Origin of the sequence: Pseudoalteromonas sp. CR1 (genome assembly GCF_019392235.1) — a bacterium.
In the GTDB taxonomy this organism is placed as follows: Bacteria; Pseudomonadota; Gammaproteobacteria; order Enterobacterales; family Alteromonadaceae; genus Pseudoalteromonas.
Window position 1 is genome coordinate 22559 of record NZ_JAHXRM010000012.1, and the last position, 25038, is coordinate 47596.

A 25038-nucleotide genomic window follows, 5' to 3' on the forward strand; every position below is an offset into this window, starting at 1 on the left:
AAAAATAATGGTTAAAGCCGTATTTTAGGTATAAAAAAAGGCTTAACAAGTTAAGCCTTTTTTTATGTATAACGGATAATTATTCTGCTGTCATGAAATCGATTGCTGCGCTTATTTCATCGTCAGAACAATCCATACATGTGCCTTTAGCAGGCATTGCATTAAAGCCGTTAATAGCATGCTCAAGTAGTGTATCTTTGCCTTTGGCAATACGCGGTGCCCAATCGTCTGCAGATTTAGGTGCTCCTAAAGCTCCTGTACCATGACATGCAAAGCACGCAGCCTGATAAACTTGCTCGCCAGAACGAGGCCCTGTAGGCGCAGCAGCTACTGCAGCTTTATCACCTTCAAGGTATACAGCACCAACGGGTGCGAGACGTTTTTTGATTGCATCTTCAGTCATAGAGTTATCATATGGCTGTGCGTATGCTGTAGTTGCTAACACTAATACTGATAATGCTGTTAATTTTTTCATTTTGCCTTGCTCACTTCGATTTGAACGTGATCAATCACGATATAGATGACGGAAATTACGCCGATTATAACTCTCTGAGGCAATTTATAAAATGCTAAGAGGTATTTTTATTACTAAAAACTGACTACTTTTTGCGTTAGCTCAATAAATACCAGTGGCTTAGCGCAATTTTATTACCCTTTGAGCTTGTTCAAATAGTAAGTAAATGCCCATCACAACTATAGTCAGTTTATTTCTAATACGCGATTAACGAGCTTAGCGATCCCGGCATCGGCTTCAATAATTGATTGAGCAAGCATATAAGCAGGTGTAGTCACAATTTTATTGTGCTGGTCAATCACAACGTCATCAACGTCACAGTTTAAATGTGTTGCGCCAAGCGAAGTGAGTGCGGCAGCCGTGTCATTATCATTGCCAATAGTGAGCTTTGCATTATCGTAAATAAATGGAATTAACGCAGGCGCAATACACATATAGCCAGCTGGTTTATTAGCAGTAGCGAATTTTTTACACGCGTTTAATACGTCACTATTAATAGTCGCTTGCGCACCTTTTACAGCAAAGTCACATAAGTTTTTTGCAGCGCCAAAACCACCTGGAACTATTAACGCATCAAACTCATCAATATTGAGGTGGTTAAGCGCTTTTATATCGCCTCGGGCAATACGTGCAGCCTCAACTAATACGTTGCGTTTTTCATTCATTTCCTCACCCGTTAGGTGATTAATAGTGTGAAGTTGCTCTACATCTGGTGCAAAGCACTGGTAGGTTGCGCCGTTTTTAGCTATGTGTAAAAGCGTTAAAATAGCTTCATTAATTTCAGCACCATCGTAAACACCATTTCCAGCTAATAACACTGCTACTTTTTTCATGCTTTTGTGCTCCTTGATTAAATTTATTCAGTCTATAGTTTGAAGTTTAACACGAGCTAAATTGTCTCTTTAAATTAATTTTTGTGTGAAAATTATCCGCGAAGTAAGTTGCAATGCGGCATATACCATTTCACAATTAATACCAATAAAAAAAAGTATAAAGGATCGCTATGATCTTCGATCCATTATGCTAGAATACTCCTCCGGTTATTTAAATGGACGAGAATAACTAAAGTAGGTGATGGCATCAGCAGCCATAAAAAAACCTTTTTCCACATTGGTTTAAAAATAATAAAAAAAGAACTTCGTATTATCTTTTTTAAATTAAAACATATAGTTAATTATTTTTCTAGGCGTTTAAATATGCTTTGGAAGGATTGTTTGTGTCTGTTATCTACATACTTATCCACAGCTTGCTCTTACTTAAATAAAATACCTAGCATTAATTGATAGTCGTTTTATTTTAACCCTTGTGGCATGCTTACAATTATCATAATTTTTAGCATTTAGGATCCAATTTCACCATGGCTCAGATCCCCGAAAACCCACTTATTTTAGTTGATGGTTCGTCGTATTTATTCCGTGCTTATCATTCTCCTCCGCATCTAACTAATTCTAAGGGTGAGGCTACGGGCGCTATTTATGGCGTTATTAATATGCTTAAAAGCCTGATCAGACAATATGATCCTTCGCATATGGTGGTTGTGTTTGACGCGAAAGGTAAAACATTCCGTAATGACATGTACAGCGAATACAAGGCTAATCGTCCTCCTATGCCTGATGATTTACGCACGCAAATAGCACCTATTCACAGTATTATTAAAGCAATGGGTTTTCCGCTTATTAGTATTGAAGGGGTTGAAGCCGACGATGTCATTGGGACCTTTGCGCGAATTGCATCTGAACAAAAACGCCATGTACTGGTTTCGACCGGTGATAAAGACATGGCTCAGCTTGTGAATGAGCATGTGACACTTATTAATACCATGACTGACAGTATTTCAGATCCTGACACTGTGGTTGAAAAGTTTGGTGTTGGTCCTGAACTGATCATTGATTACCTGGCTCTTATGGGCGATAAAGTTGATAACATTCCAGGCGTTGAAGGCTGTGGCCCCAAAACAGCCGTAAAATGGTTGCAAAAATATGGATCTCTGCAAGGTGTAATGGATAACGCAGGCGAAATTAAAGGCAAAATTGGTGAAAAATTAGCAAATGCATTAGATCATTTACCTTTAAGTTATGAGTTGGCGACCATTAAGTGTGACGTTGAGGTTGAATCAGATCTTGATACGTTTAAATTACAAGAGCCAAATAAAGACGAGTTAATTGCGTTATATGGTGAATGCGAATTTCGTCGTTGGTTAGCTGAGCTGCTAGATAACCCAAGTGATGCACAAACTCATTTAGCGGTTCCATCTGATGAGACAGAATTACCAAAAGTTGAAGAGGCTCATTACGAGACTATTCTAACAGAGGCGCAGTTTAATACGCTAATAGAGCAGCTCAATAGCGCTGAGCTTTTTGCATTTGATACAGAAACAACTAGCCTCGATTACATGCAAGCTCAACTAGTAGGCATGAGCTTTAGCGTTAAAGCAGGCGAGGCGGCATATTTACCGGTCGCGCACGATTATCCTGATGCGCCAGAACAACTAAGCCTTGAATTTGTGATGCAAAAGCTTGGACCAATTTTAGCTGACCCTAATAAAGCAAAAGTAGGACAGAATCTTAAATACGACAAAAGCGTATTAGCCAATGCTGGCTATGAACTTAATGGTATTAAATTTGACACTATGCTTGAGTCTTATGTTTTTAACAGCGTAGGTACGCGTCATGATATGGATTCGTTGGCACTAAAATACCTAGGCCATAAAAATATTAGCTTTGAAGATATTGCAGGCAAGGGTAAAAAGCAGCTAACATTTAATCAAATTGAACTCGAAAAAGCAGCGCTTTATGCAGCTGAAGATGCAGACATAACACTTCGCTTACACGGAGTGCTATGGCCCAAAATTGAGGCGGATGAAAAGCTTAAATCAGTATTTGAAGATATTGAAATGCCATTGGTAAGCGTCATTTCAGATATTGAGCGTACAGGGGTTGCGATTGATAGCAACATGCTTGGCGCGCATAGCCAACGCTTAGGTGAGCGCTTAATTGAACTTGAAAAAGAGGCGTTTGAAATTGCAGGTGAACCTTTCAATTTGAGTTCACCAAAACAGTTACAAGTATTATTGTTTGAAAAACTAGAGCTGCCAATAATTAAAAAAACGCCTAAAGGTGCACCTTCAACAGCTGAAGAAGTACTTCAAGAGCTCGCTCATGATTATCCGTTACCTAAAGTGATTATTGAGCACCGTGGTTTATCAAAACTTAAATCAACATATACCGATAAACTCCCCCTTATGGTTAATGAGAAAACGCAACGTGTGCATACGTCATATCATCAGGCTGTAACAGCGACAGGGCGTTTAAGTTCTACCGATCCTAACCTGCAAAATATTCCAATTCGTTCAGAAGAAGGTCGCCGTATTCGAGAAGCCTTTATTGCAGCCGATGGGTATAAGATAGTTGCAGCAGATTACAGCCAAATTGAACTGCGTATAATGGCGCATCTTTCACAAGATAAAGGTTTACTTAATGCTTTTGCGAATGGTCTAGATGTTCATAGTGCGACCGCCGCAGAAGTGTTTGGTGTTGATTTAGATGACGTAACAACAGATATGCGCCGTAAAGCAAAAGCCGTAAACTTTGGTCTTATTTATGGTATGTCGGCTTTTGGTTTAGCCCGTCAGTTAGATGTTCCACGCCATGAAGCTCAACATTATATTGATAAATACTTTGAACGTTTTCCTGGCGTATTAGAGTACATGGAAACAACACGCGAAAAAGCAGCAGAAAATGGTTATGTTGAAACAATATTTGGACGCCGACTACATTTACCTGAAATAAATGCGCGTAACGGAGCCCGTCGTAAAGGTGCAGAGCGCGCAGCTATTAATGCGCCAATGCAAGGCACCGCTGCTGATATAATTAAAAAGGCCATGTTAAGTGTTAATCAGTGGGTGTATGAGCAAGCTCCAAATACTGTTAAGTTACTCATGCAAGTGCATGATGAATTGGTATTTGAAATCAAAACTGATTGTGCAGAGACTTATACTGCAAAAATTTGTGAGCTAATGTCACAAGCTGCTTCACTCGATGTACCGCTAATAGTAGAGGCTGACGAAGGTGAAAATTGGGAACAAGCCCACTAAATTCTATAAACAATAAAAGCGCCGATAGGCGCTTTTTTTATGTGTATTAAAAATATGAGTAACTTATTCTTCAATTTTTTATAAACAGAATTTAGTTAAAAATAGGTTAAAATAGGTAATTATTTATGCTAAATGGTTACATGTTCGTCAATTCTAACTATTAATGCAGAATATGATTGTATTTTTATGCGTGCTTTTGTTAAAGTCCCGCCCGTCCTACTCTGTAGGACATCCTGTTGATGATGCGTCTGTAAAGATGCAACAAATTGTTAGCAACTCCCCAGTTTGCTATATCGGCCTAATAACCTTTTATTAGGCCGTTTTTTATTATGCGCTTTTCAGTTTTCTTGCTTTATTCTAATGTGATCATTCTTATGCTCAAATGTCGTAGTTATATCGGGTGTTAATTGCGATATTGTAATCTCATATTTTAGTATGGTTTAAGCTATTTCTAAATGATAGTATCCAATGAGATTTCTCTTGATTTATATATTTAAAGGAGTGCGTTATGTTTAAAGTGTTAGCTATTACAGGCCTTTCGTTATCAAGTTTATTTATGTCTAATTTTACCTTTGCCAATTGGCAGTTAGACAACGATAAAAGCCAGATAAGTTTTGTTTCTATAAAAAAAGACACCATTGCTGAAGCTCATCACTTCACTGCGATCGAAGGCAAGTTTAGCGATGAGGGTGAGTTTAATATTCATATAGATTTAGCATCGGCAGAGACGTTTATACCTATCCGTAATCAACGGCTTACAAGCCTGTTATTTGAAGTAAATACTTTCCCAAAAGCCGTGCTAACAGCTAATTTGAAACAGTCGTTATCAACAATTAAAAAACCGGGCAGTTACGTGCTAAAAGGAATTAGTGCTGAGCTTGATTTTCATGGCAACAAAAAATCACTCGTAATTGATGTGCTCGTAAATAGCAACAAAAGTGGTGATTTGACGCTGGCTTCATTTACGCCAGTTATTATAAATAGTGGCGACTTTGGTGTGACAGAGGGAGTTAAGCAATTACAAGAACTTGCTGGGTTACCTTCTATTGCAACCGCTATCCCCGTTACATTTGCATTAACACTTAAAAAACAGTGATTTCGCTTAATGAGCTCAGTAAACAGTTAAGTGAGCCGAGTAAGCCCTTTGATAGCTGGCAACCCTCGCATTGTGGTGAGTTGCCAATAGTTATTAACGACCAAGGTGAGTGGTTTTACGGTGGTAGTAAAATAACAAGGGCGGCTATGGTTAAGTTGTTTGCTTCTGTGTTGTGCAAAGAAGATGAATATTTTTATTTAAAAACACCTATCGAAAAAATTAAAATTACAGTAGTAGATGCGCCATTTATTATTGTTGACTGGTTTTTAGAACAGACATCTGAAGGCGAGGCATTATGTTGTATTGATAATTTAGCCAGGCAGTGGGTTGTTAGTCAGCAGCAGCCTCTGCAGGTAAAAAGTTATAAAGGCGCTAAAGTGCCTTATTTAATTTTACCTTTTGGCTGTAGTGCACGCATTTCAAGAAGTGTATTTTATCAGTGGGCTGAAAAAGCCGAGTCTGATGAGCTCGGCTATTTTATTCGATCTTCGGGTGAGACGTTTTACTTAACTTAGCTTGCAGTACGGGTGTCTGAACTACTTTCGTCAGATGCTTTGTCTGCTGGCGGTACTGCGATCACGGGGCCTAAAAACCACTCGTCTAGTTTTTTCGCAACTTCTGGTAATCCAGTGCCTTTTAAAGACGAAAAAGCATGAACAGTAATATCGCCATCAAGTGCGCTTAGTTCACGTCGTACCTGAAGTACTTGGGCTTTGCGCGCACCTTGTTTTAGTTTGTCTGCTTTAGTTAATAAGGCTAATACAGGAATCTCACTGCCTATTGCCCAGTTAATTAAGTCTCGGTCTAAATCTTTTAACGGATGACGAATATCCATTAAAACAACAATCCCTTTTAAGCTTTGGCGCTTTTGAAGATATTCACCTAGTGACTTTTGCCACTTTTTTTTCATTTCAATTGGTACTTTAGCAAAGCCGTAACCGGGTAAATCTATTAACCGCATGTTGTCAACGTCGGCTAACTCAAACGTATTAATTAATTGAGTTCGGCCAGGGGTTTTACTTGTACGTGCTAATTTTTGATCGGTTAATGCATTTAGCGCACTTGATTTACCTGCATTAGAACGACCCGCAAACGCAACTTCAATTCCCGTATCAGCAGGTAATTTAGTGATGTCTGGAGCGCTTGTAACGAAAGACGCGGTATTATATTTGATACGAGATTTGAGCACAGGCTCTCCTAAAACTTTAAAAGTAACGTTAAGTAAACCAAATTTACTTAGGGTGCGTATTTTATACTATAAAGTATGTATTAAAAAGCGTATTTGAGTACCTAAAAGCACTGGCTGTGGTACATTTAAAGCATATTAAAGCTTCACCTTAGTCAAAACCCTGTAAATTATAAGCTTAATATGTGTAGAAAACGTGCCAGAGAATTTATTATCGTGTAGAATATATGTATTGCAACATCATGATTGTAGATGATACAGGGTCGGGAACAGAGAATTCACCATGAAAAAAATAGCACTATCTTTAACAATACTGCTTGGTGCGTTGTCAGCAAGCAACGCAACAGCATTTGATGGCGATGTAAACGCAGGTAAACAAAAATCAGCAACGTGTGCGGCATGTCACGGCCCAGACGGCAATGCGCCGGTTAATATTTACCCTAAAATTGCAGGCCAACACCCAGATTATATCCTCAAGCAATTGCAGGAATTTAAACTAGGTATGACTTCAGGCGGAAAAGAGGGCCGTATGGATCCTGTTATGAGCGCAATGGCAATGCCATTAAGCGAACAAGACATGAAAGATCTGTCAGCTTATTTTTCGTCATTAAACATGTCAGAGGGTTCAACACCTAAAGACGTCGTTGAAGTAGGCGCAATGCTTTACAAAGCGGGTGATGCAGAGCGAGGAATTCCTTCATGTGCTTCATGTCATGGTCCTCGTGGTAACGGTTCATCGTTAGCTAAGTTTCCAAAAGTATCTTTTCAGCACCCAGAGTACATCAAGTCTCAGCTTGAAAAGTTTCGTAATGGTACTCGTAATAATGACCTTAACGGTATGATGGGTGACATAGCTAAAAAGCTAACAGACAAAGACATTGAAGTGCTTTCTAAGTACTTAGGTGGTTTACACTAAAGCGTATTTATCTAAATTTAGATACCAACTACAGTGTAATATGAAAAAAGCAGCCTCGGTTGCTTTTTTTATGTCTGAAATTGGCGATATTGTCTTTTACTTTGTGAGACATTGACCATGCCAATGTATGGTAAAAGTCTTATTTTAAACGTCTTTTTTTTGTTAAGTTATTGTTATTTATATAGGCTTTTATTTAAACATAGGTGCAATGTAAGAAAAAAGATATAAACCAGTTGTAACAAAATTATTAACGAGTAAATTAACACCTGTCGCAAAAAACAATAAAAAAATGGAAACAGCTATAAGGACAGTAGCGCGGCACGACTACATAGCACAATGATAGTGTTACTAAAGGAAATACTACAAAAGTGTCAGGATGACCGAAAATAATAAAATAACTCATGGAAGTTTAATAATAAAAACAAAATGGAATGAAACAAGGAACGTAAAAATAATAACAATACGGACTGATAATAATAAAAATAACAAAGACTAAAAAGTCGAAGGGAGAAGTGTCCATTCAATGGCGCTCAGATTAGTAGGCGGTAGAGATGTTTTCTCTACCGCCTTTTTATTTGTCCTGTTACAATACCCACCGTTTAGCAATTTGCTAGTGCGTAATTTTAAAGAGTAGCCCAACCTCTTAAGCGCAAACTGAATTCTTCTGGCTTTGCCAGCATTGCGATGCCTATTAATTTGCGCCTCGCTCAAAACCTCTTAAGTGAGATGATCAAGATATGAGTAGAAAGAAAAAGTCACGTAAAATCCCATCAAATGGACCTGTTCGCTTAAGCCAAGATAAGCTTAAAGAAATGCGTGCGTTAAAAGAGCAGCGTGTTAAAAAAACCAAAGGTGCTAAGCCTGGTTCGCGTAATGCGCCAGATTTGCTTGAAGAACAAAGCCAAGCATCTCATTCAAGTTCAAGAGATAAGCGCATTGGTAGTAAAAAGCCGGTGTCTTTAGTGCCTGTTGCTGCTGAACCAAAAGTAGAAATGAAACGTAACTTAAAACCAGCTGTTGAACTTAAGAAAGTTATTCAACCAGAGCTTTCGCCAGAGCAAGAGCTTGAAGAGCTTGAAAATGATGTGCGTTTACTCAAGTTAGTGGAGCGTCATGAAGGCGGTGAGATGCTGACTGGTAAAGATGCGAAGTACTTCAATAGCCGCATTGCTCGTCATCAGGTTCTATGTAAGTTATTAGGCCTTGAAGACGAAGATGAGTTTGATGATGAAGATGCTTTTGGCGAAGAGAGCAATTCAGACTTCGACCAGTATTTATCAAATGATCTTGCCAGTGAATGGTTAGACGATGATGAAGACGAAGATAAGTAATTAAGGGTATTTAATGAGTACTGCAGTTATCGTGGCTTTATGTTTAGGCGCTATCATTATAGCTGGTTTGGCATTTTATGCGGGTCAGTTGTTATATAAGTTAAGTGCGCAAAAAAAGTTAATAGCTAAAACACAAGCTGAGCAAAAGCAAAAGCTTGCAGCGTCTCGTTTAAAGCGAAATGCTAAGCTTGCCGACAGTATTCATTTAATCGCACGTGCAATGAATGAAGAGCAGTGTGAGTTTTCAGAGGGATGTTTGCGCGTTTGGGTGCTTATGTCGCAATACGGTTTTGAAGACGAACGAGATTTAACCACACAGTATCCTGGTATTTATAAAATGTACCAAGTGGTAAAAGAAATGCCGACACACGACGCACGTAAAAAATATTCTAAAAAAGAAATTTTTAAGCAAGACACTGCGCGCTGGCGTGCAGAGGAAAGCTACAGTGATGAGATTAAGGCCGATTGCGTTAAAATTATTTCTGAGTTCAAAGCTGCCCCAGGTAGTGAAAACGTGGTATTTAATTAAAGTAGCGTAAAAAACATAAAAAAGCATACCTAGGTATGCTTTTTTTGTGCCCAAATATTATACCAAACCGCAATTATCCTTAATCATTTTACGGGGCTAAACGTGTCGTTACCTGCGTTAAAGAATTCTCTTTAGAACAACTAAATAGCGAGTTTTTTGCCTAGCTATCAATACGTTTTTCCAGCCTCAAAATAGATCGCTTAATTAAGCGAATTAGTATCATTTGATGAGTGGATTAAATCACCCGGGAAAAACGCGTTGCGTTGATTTGATTTTGTAAGTGAGCATCAAAGCACATGCAAATGATACGAATAAATAAGTTCCCCCTTGGTGTGACACGTATGTGGTTGTTTTCAATAATCACCATTTTATCGTCTATAAGTGGTTTAAGTGAAGTCAATGCGCCTGCAAAGTAGCTATAAAACTCAATATGATACTTGTTAGCAAACTCATCTATATTTAGCTCAAACTGACAAATAAGCTGCTTAATAGCATCAGCTCGAATAACATCATCATGGGTTAAATGCATGCCTTTACTAAGTGCGCAGCCGCTTTGCGTTTCAATACTATGGTAGTAATGCTTCAGCTCTTTTTTATTTTGCAAAATAGCCGTGCCAATTTGTGAAATAGACGATGCACCTAACCCTAATAAATCACAATTGCCATGTGTGGTATAACCTTGAAAATTTCGATGCAATTTGCCTTCATTTTGTGCGACAGCCAGCTCGTTGTCTACTTTCGCGAAGTGATCCATACCAATAAACTGATAACCCGCTTTTGTCATCTGCTCTAAGGTATTTTTAAACATAGTTAGCTTATCGTGCGCATCTGGTAAGTCATGCTCTTTAATTTTGCGTTGTGCGGCAAATCGCTCTGGTAAGTGAGCATAATTAAATACCGACACACGATCAGGGCTAAGCTCGATGAGTTGCTCTATTGTTTGTTTAAAGCTGTCGGGTGTTTGCAGTGGTAAGCCGTAAATCATATCGGCGTTAATTGATTTAAAGCCCAATTCACGTGCCTGAGTAATTAATTGCTTAACGGTATCTGCATCTTGAGGACGATTAACTGCAAGCTGCACGTCGTCATTAAAGTCTTGAATCCCAAACGACACTCGGTTAAAGCCTAGCATTCTCAAATCAACCAACATATTTTCAGCAAGCGAGCGTGGGTCGACTTCAATACCGCGCTCAGTTGTGCTGGTAAAGTTAAAATGCTGTTCTAGTAGCGCAATTAAGCGCTTCATTTGTTGGGGTGTTAAAAAGGTCGGGGTGCCTCCACCTAAATGCAGTTGCTCAACGCTGTAGTGCTTAAATAAAGGAGCTTGCGCGGCAATCTCTTTTGCTAAAAAGTCTATATAAGTATCGGCTTTTGATTGGTGGCGAGTGATAATTTTATTACAACCACAGTAGTAACAAAGCTGACTGCAAAATGGAATATGAATATATAAAGAAAGCGAACGAGATTGAGATGACTTTATGGCGCTGATTAAATCGTGTTTATCGTATCCTTCACTCAAAGATAAAGCGGTAGGGTAGGATGTATACCGCGGACCAGATACATTGTATTTATTAATGAGAGCTTGGTCCCATTGAGGAAGTTTTATCATCACGCACACCTGAGTTTTAAGTAGAGCCGTGATTATAAAAAAGTAACTGAGAGGGGATGTTGATCTATAACAAAAAAGGTGCCGAAGCACCTTTCAATCAAAACGTATTACACTTTAATACGTGACAGTATGCGCATCTTTTAAATACTGAAAAAGCTCTTTATAGCCTTTACCTGGTTTTTCAGCTTTTACTTCTTTTGCAGCATTGCGCACTAATTGACGCATTTTTTGACGATCTAGCGAAGGGAACTGCTCAATAGTTTCGTTTATCAGGCTGTCGCCTTGTTCTATTAGGTCTGAGCGCAGTTGCTCTATTTTTTTAACCAATACTTCAGCTTGGTTATTTTTATTAAGCATTACATCGATAATAGCTTTTATATCTTCAATGTTTTCTACTGTGCGAAGCGTTTTTGCAATGTAATTTAAGTGACGGCGGTATGCATCGCTTTTATTGCTAATTTTATCAGCAACAACCATTGCTTCTTTTAAATCGTCATTTAATGGTAGGCGCTCACGCTGCTTTTTACCCATTTTGGCAATTTCAGAACCTAACTGATGAAACTCTTGCGCTTCGCGCTTGAGTTCTGTTCTTGATACGTATTCAATTTCTTCTTCAATTTCAGCAGGCTTGCCTTTTTTCTTCGCCATGGGGTGCTCTTAAATAAAAATAACTGGCACTATTATACGCGATTCTTTTAGTGATTAATATTAGCTGATGTGGTGCAGTGAGTGTGTTAGCATTTAACTATAAGAAATGCATGCATTATGCCTCTAAGGCTCAGGACTTAATTTATGAAAAGCCAACAAAACAATCCAATTTATTCTCAAATATCGCAGGTTAAAGATGCGGTAGCCGAAGTACTCGAACATGCTAAAAAATTAGGTGCTACAGCAGCTGAAGCTGCAATGTCTAGCACGTCGGGTTTATCGGTGAGTACACGAATGGGCGAAGTAGAAACCATTGAGTTTAACCAAGATGGTGGCCTGGGCATTAGTGTTTATGTTGGCAATAATAAAGGCTCTGCTTCAACGGCTGATTTAAATCCTAAAACATTGCGCACAGTAGTAGAAAAGGCCATTGATATTGCAAAGTTCACATCAGACGATCCATTTAATGGGGTTGCCGATAAAGAGCTACTTGAGTTTAATCCACAAGATCTTGATTTATACCATCCGTGGGATGTCAGCCCAGAACAAGGTATTGAGTTTTGCCATACTGCCGAGCAAGCTGCTTTAAATGCTGATGAACGTATTGTAAATTCTGATGGCGCCAGTTTTTCATCGCATCAAGGGCTTCGTGTTTATGGAAACAGCCATGGTTTAATTGCTGGCTTTCCGCGTACTCGTCACAGTATCAGCACCATGGTGATTGGTAAAGATGGCGAACAAATGCAACGCGATTCAGCATACACGGTTGCCCGCGATCAAGCAGGTTTAACTGATGCTGCGGCAGTCGGGCTTGAAGCTGCATCAGAAACATTGGCTAAACTAAACAGCCAAAAATTAGGAACAATGAAAGTCCCTGTTGTATTTAGGGCTGATATTGCAAACTCATTATTTGGCCATTTAGTGTCAGCGATTGGTGGGGGCGCACTTTATCGAAAGTCGAGCTTTTTACTCGATAGTTTAGGAACACACGTATTTAGTCATTGTGTAAATATTGCTGAACGTCCACACATGTTAAAAGGGTTAGCTTCATCACCGTTTGACAGCGAAGGTGTTAAAACGGTTGATCGTGAAATAATCCAAGGTGGTGAGTTACAAACTTATTTATTAGCAAGTTACGCCGCGCGTAAAATGAACATGACCCCTACAGGTCATGCAGGCGGTATTCATAATTGGTTAGTAGAACAAACGCATAACGATTTAAAAGCAGTGTTAAAAATAATGGGTACCGGCTTGTTAGTTACCGAGCTTATGGGGCAAGGTGTAAACACAGTAACAGGTGATTACTCTCGCGGTGCTGGTGGTTTTTGGGTTGAAAACGGAGAGATTCAATATCCCGTTAGTGAAATTACGATTGCCGGCAATTTAAAAGATATGTTCAAAGGTATTTCTGCTATTGGTGGCGACATTGAGCGCAGAGGCGGTATTCAAACTGGCTCTGTTTTAATTGAGCAAATGCAAATAGCAGGTGCTTAATACCTAATTTACGCTTACTTATGGGCACACTTATATTTACTGCAATGCCGCTAAATTTAAGTGTGTGAATAAGTTCGATTTGAGATGTTTAATGGCTAAAGATAGATACGCACCAAAACCACTCACTGATATTATGGCGGGCCTAAACAATCGCTTGTCGGCTTATGCTGGTAAAAGCCAAGCTCTCGATACTCAGCAAACTTTACTTAAAGACTTTTTAGGCCCTAAATTAGGAGATAAATGTCGCGTAAGTAATTATCGCGATGGCACGTTGATGATTGAAGCGGTATCGGCCCCGATAGCGCTTAGGCTTAATTATTTAAAAATGGATATGCTTTCGCACTTTAGGGCCGCAGGTATGGCTGAACTGGGGCAAATTAAAATTACAGCTAATCCTCAGGCCACTCAGCGATTAAGTACGGCAAACAAAACAGCTTCAGCCGCCGTCACTAACTCGCGTAAAATGAGCGAACAAACAGCCGATTATTTAAATGCGATTGCCGACTCAGCACCTCCTTCATTAAAAGAGAAGTTACAACGTTTGGCCTTACACGGTAAAAATAAGCGCTAATTACCAACTGCTTTATTAAGCTATTGATAGGGTAATTTAGAGTGCTTATCTCATTCAAAATACTTTGTTACATATTCTATTTCAATGTTCTCAAAATCAGGTTTATTATAGCGCTATTGCACTCAATGATAAGTGTAAGTTGATGCCCATTCCATTAAGTAAAAGCTGACTGCTATCTTGTTAAAGAGCTTAATGGAGTTGGTATGAGCAATTTATAAAATTGACTAACAAATGGATTAATTATGAATAAAGTAACAATGGCCGCTGCGAGTATTGCACTTGCGCTTGGCTTAGTAGGTTGTGGCGAAAAACAACAAGAAACTCAAGTAGCCGACACTCAAGCAGCAACAGCACCAGCAGAGAAACCGTTAGAGCTAGGTATTGAATTGGCTAATATGGACAGCTCAGTTCGCCCGCAGGATGACTTTTACTATCATGTAAATGGAACTTGGTTAGCAACAACTGAAATCCCAGGTGATAAGTCTAACTATGGGTCTTTTTCGCAATTATACGATGAGTCGCAAAAAGCGATGAAAACGGCGCTTGAAAACGCAGCGGCCAATAAGTCGGCTGAAAAAGGCAGCGACGAGTATAAAATTGGCGCGTTTTATAAAAGCTATATGAATAAAAACGCCCGTAATGAGCTTGGAATTACCCCGTTACAACCGTCGCTAGATAGTATTGATAGCATTGAGTCTAAATCTGACTTAGTTGGCCTTATGGCGTCTATTCAACAGCAAGGTGGCACTTTACCGTTTGGTTGGTTTATTAACAACGATGCTAAAAATTCAAGCGAATACGCTTTGTACTTATCGCAATCAGGTCTTGGCTTACCTGATCGCGATTACTACTTAAAAGACGATGAGAAGTTTACTAAAATTCGCGCCTCTTACGAGCAATACATAACTGATGTATTGGCTAAAGCGGGTGTCAAAGAGGCTGCACAAGCAGCAGCAAGCGTACTTGCTTTTGAAAAAACCATTGCTGATGCGCAGTGGAGCCGTGTACAAAGCCGTGATGCAACTAAGTCGTATAATAAAATGACTGTAGCCGAGGCGAATAAATTAGCCGGTGAGCTTGATTTAGCTGCGTTCTTTAAAAATGCAGGTGTAAACACCGCTGATATTATTGTGCGCCAACCAAGCTTTTTAGAAGCGCTGGGTGGTATTTACCAAAACACGGACTTAGAAACGTGGAAAAACTACCTTAAGTTTCATTTTGTAAGTGGCTATGCTCAGTTGCTAAATGATGATTTAGTTGATCTTAAATTTAACTTTTATAGCACCACTTTACGTGGCGTAGAAGAGCAAGCGCCACTTTGGAAAAAAGCCGTTGATGCCTCTAATAGTGTGCTAGGTGAAATTTTAGGTAAAGTATACGTTAAAGACAACTTTCCGCCTGAAGCTAAAGCGCGTATGGAAGAGCTGGTTGATAACGTAATTAAAGGTTACAGCGTTGCAATTGAAGGTCTTGACTGGATGGGACCTGAAACAAAAATTGCAGCACAAGAAAAACTAGACAAATTTATTCCTAAAATTGGTTACCCTGATAAGTGGAAAGACTACTCTGAACTAGAAATTAATTCAGACGAACTGGTAGGTAACTACATTCGTTACAGTCAATGGGCATATAAAGATATGATTGCCAAATTAGGCAAACCTGTTGACCGTTCAGAATGGTACATGACACCGCAAACAGTGAATGCCTACTACAACCCGGTAAACAACGAAATTGTATTTCCTGCTGCCATTTTACAACCGCCATTCTTTAATTTAGAAGCGGATGATGCTGTCAATTACGGTGCAATTGGCGCCGTGATCGGCCACGAGCTTGGCCATGGTTTTGACGACCAAGGTTCTAAATACGACGGCGATGGTAACTTGCGTAACTGGTGGACTGAAAGCGACCTTAAGCAGTTTGAAGAGCGTTCAGGTGCGTTAGTTGATCAATTTAACAAGTACAAGCCGTTTGACGATGCGAATGTAAACGGCGAGCTTACGCTTGGCGAAAATATCGGTGATTTAGGTGGGTTAACTGTAGCGTATAAAGCATATCAGCTATCATTAGGTGACACTAAAGCACCAGTTATTGATGGTTACACTGGTGATCAACGCTTCTTTATGGGGTGGTCGCAAATTTGGCGTCGTAACTACCGCGATGAAGAATTACGTAACCGCTTAATGACCGACTCGCATTCACCAAGTCATTACCGTGTAATTGGTATTTTGTCTAATATGCCAGAGTTTTACGAAGCGTTTGATGTAAAAGAAGGCGACAAAATGTATATCAAACCAGAAGACCGCGTAAAAATTTGGTAATTGATATTCTTTTTGGCTAACTTAGTAAAAACCAGCAAGTGTTTAGCTTGCTGGTTTTTTATACTAATAACATTGCTGCTATTGCATGAGGATTTTATACATCCAGCTTTCATTACTTAAAATGTTTTTATATAAAGCCAGTTGGTTTTGAGCCCGCTCTAAATTATGCTCTGCATGAGTGGTTTTAAAGTACACATCGTTATTTAAGTAATCAGTTAAAAAACGCACGCTAAGCATTAAAGGCATAATTTTAGCACCAAGCAACAAGCTTGATTGCTCTGTATTACTCATAAGAGGCTGAAGGGGAGCGAGGTAACCCTTAACGAGCGCCTCAAAAATCTCTTTTCGAATAATAACCTTGTCAAGGTTCGTCGAATCCTCTGCTTCTGCAGAGCAAAATGTACGTACCATATCGCCAAAATCATACAGTAAAAAACCAGGCATGCAGGTGTCTAAATCAATAACAGCTTTCGCTTTATGGGTTTTACTGCAGTACAGCATATTATTTATTTTAGTGTCGTTGTGGCAAACGCGAACGGGTAAATGTTGAGTTATGGTTTTAAGTTCGTTCACTAAGTGCTGCTGCGATAAGCAATATTCTATGTCGTTTTTACAGCGGTTAAGCCTTCTTTTATTACTATTCGTCATTGCTGTATTTAGCTGCTCAAAGCGCATTGTCAGATTATGAAAATCATCAATAACAGTATGTAGTGTGGCTGTATCAAAGTCGTGTAAGGCGCTTGCAAAAGTACCAAAGGCTAAAGCGGCTTGATGTGCTTGCGCTGGATTTTTAACCACATCTTCACTGTAACTGTGCTCAATAAAGTTAAGTACACGATACGGCTCTTCATTAAGCATGGTTAAATATTCGTTGTTGCATGTATTGATGTGCTTAACAATATCGAGTGGATAGTTATTTTGCTGCTGCTTAGTATTCAGATGTTGCTCAATAAGTTGTGCGTTACTGACAAGTTGAGCAGGGTGTTTAAATACATGGGTGTTAAGCTTTTGCACAATAAATCGCTGATCAAAATGTGTTAGTAGCCATGTGCTGTTGATATGGCCGCTACTTATGGTACTCAACTGAGTTGATTCAGGGTTGAGTTTTAGCAGTTTACTTAACGTATTTTGTACAGTGGTATTCATCGTAACTCACTTAATCAGGCGTATCGAGATTGCAGTTTTTCAATTATTTCAGCATTAGCTGCGGGGAAGTCATAGTTAGTTAACTCACTAATATTTACCCATTCACTAGGTTGCCCTTCAGCGCCATGTGCTTGACCGCTAAAGTTACTGACAACGTGGATATCGAGTCTCACGCATTTGTCGCCATAATCGTGTTCAATTACCATGAGTTGGCTAGAGCTGTGGATAGTAATACCTACTTCTTCAATTAACTCACGTTTTAGCGCTGCAAATACACTTTCACTTGCTTCAACTTTACCACCAGGAAACTCCCATAAGCCACCTTGATGCTGCTCGTTTGCACGTTTACAGATAAATATTGCATTATTTTTTTTAATTACACCAACGGCTACATTTACTATTTTTGTTTTCATATTTTTATCCCATAAAAAAAGCGACGCAAGCGCCGCTTTTTAATTACTTACAATGCGTCGTTATTTTAATTTACCACAACATTGCTTGAATTTTTGACCCGAACCACAAGGACACGGATCGTTGCGGCCAACTTTTGGCTCTGTTCTTGCCATAACCGTAGCACTTGGAGGTGCTTCGCCGCCTACGTGCTCAGCTTCTTCGTGTTGGTACTCGCGAGGTGCATTTTCACTCTTACGGTGTTGCTCTTCTACTTTTTCAACATCTTCTTCAGCGCGCACTTGTACTTTACTTAAAATACTCACTACATCAACTTTTAAGTTTTCAAGCATTTCAGAGAACAGTTCAAACGATTCGCGCTTGTATTCTTGCTTAGGGTTCTTTTGTGCGTAACCACGTAAGTGAATACCTTGACGTAAGTGATCCATCGCCGCAAGGTGATCTTTCCAGTGTTGATCAAGACTTTGCAGCATAATTGCTTTTTCGAATTGACGTAGAACTGAGTCACCAACCTGCTGCTCTTTTTGCTTGTAAGCTTGATCAACGGCTTCTTCAATACGCTCACGAAGCTTTTCTTCGTATAGCTTATTGTCGTCTGCTAACCATTGAGTGATAGGCAGCTCAATTAAGAAATCTTGTTTTAAGCGCTCTTCAAGACCCGGTACATCCCACATTTCAGCAAGGCTTTGTGGAGCAATGTATTGATCTATTGTATTGCTCAGTACGTCACCACGAATTGCAGTGATAGTTTCTGAAATATCACCTTCTTCAAGTAACTCGTTACGCTGAGAGTAAACAACACGACGTTGATCGTTTGCTACGTCATCGTACTCAAGTAGTTGCTTACGAACATCAAAGTTACGCGCTTCTACTTTACGCTGTGCGTTTTCAATTGCGCGGTTAACCCATGGGTGTTCAATTGCTTCACCGCGTTGCATGCCTAGTTTACGCATCATGTTAGTCATGCGCTCGCCGGCAAATATACGCATTAGCGCATCGTCCATCGATAAGTAAAAACGGCTAGAGCCTGCATCACCCTGACGACCAGAACGACCACGTAATTGGTTATCTATACGGCGCGATTCATGGCGCTCAGTGCCAATAATATGCAAACCGCCAGCATCAATAACAGCATCATGACGAAGTTTCCATGCTGCTTTAATTTCAGCAATTTTTTCATCAGTTGGGTTATCAAGTTTTTCAACTTCGCTATTCCAGTTACCACCAAGCACAATATCGGTACCACGACCGGCCATATTAGTTGCAATAGTTACTGTACCAGGTAGGCCAGCATCTGAAACGATATCGGCTTCTTGTGCGTGGAATTTAGCATTAAGCACGTTATGCTTAATTTTCTCTTTGCGTAAAAACTGCGATAAGTACTCAGAGCTTTCGATTGATATAGTACCTACAAGTACAGGCTGCCCGCGTTCTTGGCAGTCTTTAATATCAACTAAAATAGCTTCGTATTTTTCTTCTTGCGTTAGGTACACTAAATCAGCGCGATCATCACGGATCATTGGCTTATTAGTTGGCATAACAACGGTATCTAAGCCGTATATTGACTGAAATTCAAATGCTTCAGTGTCGGCTGTACCAGTCATACCCGCTAATGTTTCGTACAAACGGAAATAGTTTTGGAACGTAATAGAGGCCAATGTTTGGTTTTCGTTTTGAATTTTTACACCTTCTTTAGCTTCAACAGCTTGGTGTAAACCTTCAGACCAACGGCGACCTTCCATTGAGCGACCGGTATGTTCGTCAATGATGATAACTTCGTTTTCTTTAACAACGTAATCAACATCTTTTTGATATAATTTGTGCGCGCGAAGGGCAGCGTAAACATGGCTTAATAACGTGATGCTGGTGGCAGAATAAAGCGAATCGCCTTCTTCAATTAAACCACGTTCGCTAAGTAGTTCTTCTACTTTAACTTGGCCACGTTCAGTTAAGTGAACTTGCTTAGATTTTTCATCAATGGTGTAGTCGCCATCGCCTTCTATACCTTCTTCGTCTTCTTTATCTTGTAGTTCAAGTAAAGGAACGATGGTATTTATTTCAGTGTATAGTTCTGAACTGTCTTCAGCAGGGCCTGAAATAATAAGCGGCGTACGAGCTTCATCAATTAGGATTGAATCTACTTCATCGACGACGGCGTAAAATAACGGACGCTGAACGCGCTCATCAATACTAAATGCCATGTTGTCGCGAAGGTAATCAAAACCAAACTCGTTGTTTGTACCGTAGGTAATGTCAGCAGCATACGCTTGCTTTTTTTGTTGTGGCATCATGCCAGGAACATTACAGCCCACCGTGAGGCCTAAAAATTCAAATAACGGACGGTTAGTTTCAGCATCACGCTTTGCAAGGTAATCATTCACAGTAATAACGTGAACCCCTTTGCCTGTTAAGCCGTTTAAGTAAGCTGGCAGTGTTGCTGTGAGTGTTTTACCTTCACCAGTGCGCATTTCTGCAATACGGCCTTCGTGTAAAACCATGCCGCCTAGTAGCTGCACGTCAAAGTGGCGCATGCCATTAACGCGCTTAGATGCTTCACGAACTACTGCAAATGCTTCAGGTAAAATATCGTCAAGGCTTTGTCCGTTATCGTAACGTTCTCTGAATTCTGCTGTTTTAGCGCGTAAGTCTTCATCAGAAAGCGCTTCTAGCTGCGTTTCAAGCGCATTGATTAGCGCGACCGTCTTTCTAAAGTTTTTAATAGTGCGGTCATTGCGACTACCAAAAATCTTGGTAAATAAATTAGATATCATGATAAAACCGTTACAATCAATTCTTTGTTAGCCGCGTATCGGCTAACCCATTTTTAACAATTGGTAATTAATATGTGCTTTTAAGTAACACTTAGTACATATTAATTAGCAATTTTGTATTAAACCGTTCAAAAAGCACTGTTTATTACGTGCGCTACTATACCAGACTCTGCCAAACAACAAACTACCTCAGCCAAAAGATCTGTATATAAAATAGAAAAATTTGATCTGCATTCTAAAAAAGCTGTGGTACTGACTGGTTGCTACAAAATTAGTAGCAAGCTGTAGATATATGGTGCTTAAAAAATTAAAAACAAGGGGGGCGTTACATTTGTGAACTTTGGCTATTTATGCTCAGATAATAACATTGAGTAACGATGTGTTTAACATGAAGGTGTGTGTCAACATGCAAAATAAAGTGAATAAATTAGTGGTATTAGGTGCTGGCTGGTTAGGTCATGCGCTATGTGTGAATGCACTGCAGGCAGGTTGGCAGGTGCAAGGCACTCGTCGGTCCGATACGCAGGAGTTTGATTTTGAACGCCAGTTTATAGTAGAGAATAATCAGCTAACCCATCAGCTTGATTTAGAGGGAGCGTATTGGGTGTGTGCCATTCCACCACGAAGTAGGCACAGTGAAAGCAACTACCCAGAAACACTTACCGCGGCCTTGACGTTGTCTAAAAAGTTAAATGCAAAAGGATTTGTATTGTGTTCATCTACAGGGGTTTATGACCAAGAACCCGGTGTATACAGTGAAAGTAGCGATATTGCTTGCGCCAACCCAAGGCAAACAAAGTTGTATCAGGCTGAAGAGCAGGTTCTTGAGCAAAATGGTAAAGTACTTCGTTTAGCAGGATTACTTGGCCCAAATAGAGAGCCAGGTAAGTTTGTTGCGGGAAAAGAGCTAAACACTTCAAGCCAGCAAGTAGTTAATATGGTGCACCAGCAAGATGTAATAAATGCTATTTTTGCGGTAATAGCACATTGGCAAGTTGGACAAAATATTTACAATGTAGTCAACCCTGACCACCCAACAAAAGCCGATTACTATGCGTTAAAGTGTAAGCAGCATGGTGGTGAAATGCCAAAATTTACAAGTGATGAAAAAGCTGAGCGCAAGGTTATTGGCTCAGCTATAGAGGCGTTAGGCTTTACTTACCAATACGGTATTTAAGGCATGTTTTTAATAAGATGGTAGAGGGTTGCGCTCAATAAAGTTGCACAATTTACCTTCGCTCAATAGCGCGTTAGTTTGCTCTATATCGGGGGCAAAATAGCGATCTTTATCGTAATAGGTTACGTGTTCGCGTAATAAATTTTTTGCCTTTAAGACTTTTTCACACGGGTTTAGCGGTTTTCTAAACTCTAAGCCCTGTACCGATGCAAGCCACTCTATAGCCAAAACACCTTGTGTATTATCGGCCATTTCTTGTAATCGCCTCGCAGCGAACGTGGCCATTGAAACGTGATCTTCTTGGTTGGCAGATGTTGGTAAGCTATCTACAGACGCGGGATGTGCAAGCGACTTATTTTCAGATGCCAATGCAGCTGCTGTCACTTGAGCAATCATAAAGCCAGAGTTTACTCCACCATTTTCCACCAAAAAGGGTGGTAATTTTGATAAGTTAGAATCAATAAGCAGGGCTATTCTGCGCTCTGCTAAAGCGCCAATTTCTGCAATTGCAATAGCGAGGTTGTCGGCCGCCATAGCGACAGGCTCAGCGTGAAAGTTTCCGCCAGAAATAATATCGCCCACATCGGCAAATACGAGTGGGTTGTCGGTTACCCCATTTGATTCGCACAGTAATACTTCTGCTGCTTGACGTATTTGTGTTAAACACGCGCCCAATACCTGAGGTTGGCAGCGCAAGCAATAAGGGTCTTGTACTTTTTCACAGTTAACATGAGAGTCGCTAATTTGTGATTGAGTATCAAGTAAATCTCTAAACACTTGCGCGGTATCTATTTGACCACGTTGTCCACGAATTTCGTGAATACGTGAGTCAAAAGGTGCGCGGCTGCCCATTGCTGCCTCAATACTTACCGCGCCAATTACACAGCTTTGTGCATATAAATCTTCTGCTCTGAATAATCCCTGTAGTGCAAAAGCGGTAGACGCTTGGGTACCGTTAAGCAATGCTAAACCTTCTTTTGCTGCTAGCGTAAGCGGTTCAAGCCCTGCTACTTTTAAGCCTTCAGCCGCACTGATTATTTTACCCTGGTGACGCATTTGGCCTTCACTCAGTAAGGGTAAGCACATATGTGCAAGTGGGGCTAAGTCACCCGAAGCACCAACAGAGCCTTTTTTAGGAACGCATGGGTATACTTCACTATTGAGCAAGTGCATAAAAAACTCGATAACTTGTAAACGAATGCCTGAAAAACCACGAGAAAGCGAGTTGATTTTTAGTGTAATCATCAGTCTTACTGTGCTGTCGTCCATGTATTCGCCAATGCCAGCGGCATGAGAAAGTACAATTGAACGCTGAAGTAGTTCAAGCTCGTCATCGGCAATTTTGGTATTAGCGAGCAGGCCAAATCCGGTGTTAATCCCATACACTGTGCGTTGCTCATTAATGACATTTTGAACGGTTTGTGCGCTGGCAGCGATTTGTGATTCGGCATTTTTTTCAAGGTTTATTTTTACATTTGATGCATTAATCTTTCTTAATATGTTTAAATCAAGCGAGCCGGGTGTGAGAGTTAGTTCGACCATGATTATTCCTCGTTCAGCATTGGTAAGTCTAAGTTTTGCTCTTTGGCACAATTTTTTGCGATGTCGTAACCGGCATCTGCATGGCGCATCACACCGGTAGCAGGGTCATTCCAAAGCACGCGACCAACACGTGCTTTTGCTTCGTCTGTACCATCGGCAACAATAACAACACCTGAGTGTTGGCTAAAGCCCATTCCTACACCCCCACCATGGTGAAGTGATACCCACGTAGCGCCGCTTGCCGTGTTAAGCAGGGCGTTAAGTAACGGCCAATCAGAGACGGCATCTGAACCATCTTTCATGCTTTCTGTTTCACGATTAGGACTTGCTACTGAGCCAGAATCAAGATGATCACGGCCAATAACAATGGGGGCTTTAAGCTCGCCATTTTTTACCATTTCATTAAATGCAAGTGCTAAGCGTGCTCTATCTTTTAACCCCACCCAGCATATGCGAGCCGGCAAGCCTTGAAATTGAATGCGTTCGCGCGCCATATCAAGCCAGTTGTGCAAATGTGCATCATCAGGAATTAACTCTTTTACTTTAGCATCTGTTTTATATATATCTTCTGGATCGCCCGATAAAGCGACCCATCTAAACGGACCAATACCTTGGCAAAATAATGGGCGAATATAAGCAGGAACAAACCCAGGGAAATCAAATGCGTTTGTAACACCTTCTTCAAATGCCATTTGGCGAATATTATTACCATAGTCAGTGGTTGCCGCGCCGGCTTTTTGTAATGCTAGCATGGCATTAACTTGCACTGCCATTGATTGCTTGGCTGCTTTTACAACCGCTTTTGGGTCTTGTTCACGCATTTTTGCGGCGTGTTTCATAGTCCAACCTTGTGGTAAGTAACCATTAAGTGGATCGTGTGCTGAAGTTTGATCGGTCACTACATCGGGTGTAATACCACTGTTTACAAGTGTGCTAAATATATCTGCGGCGTTGCCAAGCAATCCAACTGAAATTGCTTTTTCATTAACACATGCGTCAGTAATTAACTGCAATGCATGTTCAAGGTTTGTGGCTTTAACATCAACGTAGCCCGTGTTAATGCGAAAATCGATGCGGCTTTCGTCACACTCTACAACTAAGGCACAAAAGCCCGCCATAGTTGCCGCAAGTGGCTGCGCGCCACCCATACCACCAAGGCCACCGGTTAATACCCATTTACCTTTGGCTTGACCATTAAAGTGTTGTTTAGCCATGGCTACAAATGTTTCGTATGTGCCTTGTACAATTCCTTGAGAGCCAATATAAATCCAAGAGCCAGCCGTCATTTGGCCGTACATCATTAACCCTTTTTTATCCAGCTCGTTAAAGTGCTCCCAGTTAGCCCAATGGGGTACCAAGTTTGAATTTGCAATTAAAACGCGAGGAGCATTACTGTGTGTTTTAAATACGCCAACAGGTTTACCCGACTGAACTAACAATGTTTCATCACCCTCTAATCGGTCGAGGGTTTCTATAATTTTATCGAAACTTGGCCAATCACGTGCTGCTCTGCCAATGCCACCATAAACAACTAATGCGTGTGGGTGTTCTGCAACCTCAGGGTCTAAATTGTTCATGAGCATGCGTTTTGCCGCTTCAGTTTGCCAGCTTTTAGCGCTTATCATATCGCCATGCGGTGCACGTATTACGCGACTTGTGTCGAGTCGATTTGTCATGTGTTTCTCC

Annotated in this window: 20 protein-coding genes; 10 read left to right on the forward strand and 10 right to left on the reverse strand. The window is 40.3% G+C overall.

The features are described from left to right. Window positions 1-79: 79 nt before the first annotated feature. Entirely contained in the window at window positions 80-475 is a 396-nt protein-coding gene (locus tag KZZ04_RS11670) for a cytochrome c5 family protein (RefSeq protein WP_138530824.1), read from the reverse strand. Between the two features lie 224 nt (window positions 476-699). Next, entirely contained in the window at window positions 700-1347 is a 648-nt protein-coding gene (elbB, locus tag KZZ04_RS11675) for an isoprenoid biosynthesis glyoxalase ElbB (RefSeq protein WP_138530822.1), read from the reverse strand. 524 nt (window positions 1348-1871) lie between these two features. Between elbB and polA the strand changes: the two genes are divergently transcribed. The 3 genes from polA to KZZ04_RS11690 all read left to right on the forward strand — a co-directional run bounded on the left by polA (window position 1872) and on the right by KZZ04_RS11690 (window position 6218). Continuing rightward, window positions 1872-4607, forward strand: a complete 2736-nt coding sequence (gene polA, locus KZZ04_RS11680) for a DNA polymerase I (protein ID WP_219422805.1) — start codon at window positions 1872-1874, stop codon at window positions 4605-4607. Window positions 4608-5115: 508 nt separating this feature from the next. Continuing rightward, a complete protein-coding gene (locus KZZ04_RS11685; protein WP_219422806.1) occupies window positions 5116-5703 on the forward strand; it encodes a YceI family protein in 588 nt (195 codons plus the stop codon). Further along, window positions 5700-6218: a DUF1285 domain-containing protein gene (locus KZZ04_RS11690; RefSeq protein ID WP_219422807.1), complete on the forward strand. Its 519-nt coding sequence runs from the start codon at window positions 5700-5702 to the stop codon at window positions 6216-6218. Before KZZ04_RS11685 ends, KZZ04_RS11690 begins: the two co-directional genes overlap by 4 nt. Here KZZ04_RS11690 and yihA read toward each other — a convergent pair. Continuing rightward, complete coding sequence (gene yihA / locus KZZ04_RS11695) at window positions 6215-6892, reverse strand: ribosome biogenesis GTP-binding protein YihA/YsxC (RefSeq protein ID WP_058403880.1); 678 nt, start codon at window positions 6890-6892, stop codon at window positions 6215-6217. The genes KZZ04_RS11690 and yihA overlap by 4 nt on opposite strands. Before the next feature lie 280 nt (window positions 6893-7172). On the opposite strand from yihA, the gene KZZ04_RS11700 reads away from it, so the two are divergent. The 3 genes from KZZ04_RS11700 to KZZ04_RS11710 all read left to right on the forward strand — a co-directional run bounded on the left by KZZ04_RS11700 (window position 7173) and on the right by KZZ04_RS11710 (window position 9665). Further along, the gene (locus KZZ04_RS11700) at window positions 7173-7805 is read left to right on the forward strand and encodes a cytochrome c (RefSeq protein WP_058403879.1); all 633 of its coding nucleotides are present in this window, start codon (window positions 7173-7175) and stop codon (window positions 7803-7805) included. Window positions 7806-8542: 737 nt separating this feature from the next. Further along, window positions 8543-9136 (forward strand): Der GTPase-activating protein YihI, encoded by a 594-nt coding sequence (gene yihI, locus KZZ04_RS11705; protein ID WP_058403878.1) that lies wholly within the window; start codon window positions 8543-8545, stop codon window positions 9134-9136. Between the two features lie 13 nt (window positions 9137-9149). Then, a complete protein-coding gene (locus KZZ04_RS11710) occupies window positions 9150-9665 on the forward strand; it encodes a DUF2489 domain-containing protein (protein WP_058403877.1) in 516 nt (171 codons plus the stop codon). A 235-nt stretch (window positions 9666-9900) separates the two neighbouring features. Here KZZ04_RS11710 and hemN read toward each other — a convergent pair whose 3' ends face one another. Beyond that, the gene (gene hemN / locus KZZ04_RS11715; RefSeq protein WP_219422808.1) at window positions 9901-11274 is read right to left on the reverse strand and encodes an oxygen-independent coproporphyrinogen III oxidase; all 1374 of its coding nucleotides are present in this window, start codon (window positions 11272-11274) and stop codon (window positions 9901-9903) included. Between the two features lie 114 nt (window positions 11275-11388). Beyond that, window positions 11389-11922, reverse strand: coding sequence for a ribosome biogenesis factor YjgA (gene yjgA, locus KZZ04_RS11720; RefSeq protein ID WP_006793069.1), 534 nt, complete (start codon window positions 11920-11922; stop codon window positions 11389-11391). Window positions 11923-12066: 144 nt separating this feature from the next. Between yjgA and pmbA the strand changes: the two genes are divergently transcribed. The 3 genes from pmbA (at window position 12067) to KZZ04_RS11735 (ending at window position 16305) form a co-directional block, all read left to right on the forward strand. After that, window positions 12067-13416 carry a metalloprotease PmbA gene (gene pmbA / locus KZZ04_RS11725; protein WP_219422809.1) on the forward strand — a complete coding sequence of 450 codons (1350 nt, stop codon included), beginning with the start codon at window positions 12067-12069 and terminating at the stop codon, window positions 13414-13416. Window positions 13417-13507: 91 nt separating this feature from the next. After that, entirely contained in the window at window positions 13508-13987 is a 480-nt protein-coding gene (locus KZZ04_RS11730; protein WP_219422810.1) for a DUF721 domain-containing protein, read from the forward strand. Window positions 13988-14229: 242 nt separating this feature from the next. Beyond that, on the forward strand, window positions 14230-16305 hold the full coding sequence (locus KZZ04_RS11735; RefSeq protein ID WP_219422811.1) for a M13 family metallopeptidase: 2076 nt from the start codon (window positions 14230-14232) through the stop codon (window positions 16303-16305). Window positions 16306-16383: 78 nt separating this feature from the next. Here the strand turns inward: KZZ04_RS11735 and KZZ04_RS11740 are convergent, their stop codons facing one another. Genes KZZ04_RS11740 through secA form a run of 3 tightly spaced genes read right to left on the reverse strand, consistent with a single transcriptional unit; the run spans window position 16384 to window position 20633 of the window. Beyond that, the gene (locus KZZ04_RS11740; RefSeq protein WP_219422812.1) at window positions 16384-17451 is read right to left on the reverse strand and encodes a phosphotransferase enzyme family protein; all 1068 of its coding nucleotides are present in this window, start codon (window positions 17449-17451) and stop codon (window positions 16384-16386) included. A 14-nt stretch (window positions 17452-17465) separates the two neighbouring features. After that, entirely contained in the window at window positions 17466-17864 is a 399-nt protein-coding gene (gene mutT, locus KZZ04_RS11745; protein WP_219422813.1) for an 8-oxo-dGTP diphosphatase MutT, read from the reverse strand. 60 nt (window positions 17865-17924) lie between these two features. Beyond that, a complete protein-coding gene (secA, locus tag KZZ04_RS11750) occupies window positions 17925-20633 on the reverse strand; it encodes a preprotein translocase subunit SecA (RefSeq protein ID WP_219422814.1) in 2709 nt (902 codons plus the stop codon). 406 nt (window positions 20634-21039) lie between these two features. Here secA and KZZ04_RS11755 point away from each other — a divergent pair, with 406 nt between their 5' ends. Further along, window positions 21040-21810, forward strand: a complete 771-nt coding sequence (locus KZZ04_RS11755; RefSeq protein ID WP_219422815.1) for an NADP-binding protein — start codon at window positions 21040-21042, stop codon at window positions 21808-21810. Between the two features lie 9 nt (window positions 21811-21819). Here KZZ04_RS11755 and hutH read toward each other — a convergent pair whose 3' ends face one another. Next, on the reverse strand, window positions 21820-23352 hold the full coding sequence (gene hutH, locus KZZ04_RS11760; RefSeq protein ID WP_219422816.1) for a histidine ammonia-lyase: 1533 nt from the start codon (window positions 23350-23352) through the stop codon (window positions 21820-21822). 2 nt (window positions 23353-23354) lie between these two features. Then, window positions 23355-25028: a urocanate hydratase gene (hutU, locus tag KZZ04_RS11765; protein ID WP_219422817.1), complete on the reverse strand. Its 1674-nt coding sequence runs from the start codon at window positions 25026-25028 to the stop codon at window positions 23355-23357. Window positions 25029-25038: the final 10 nt, after the last annotated feature.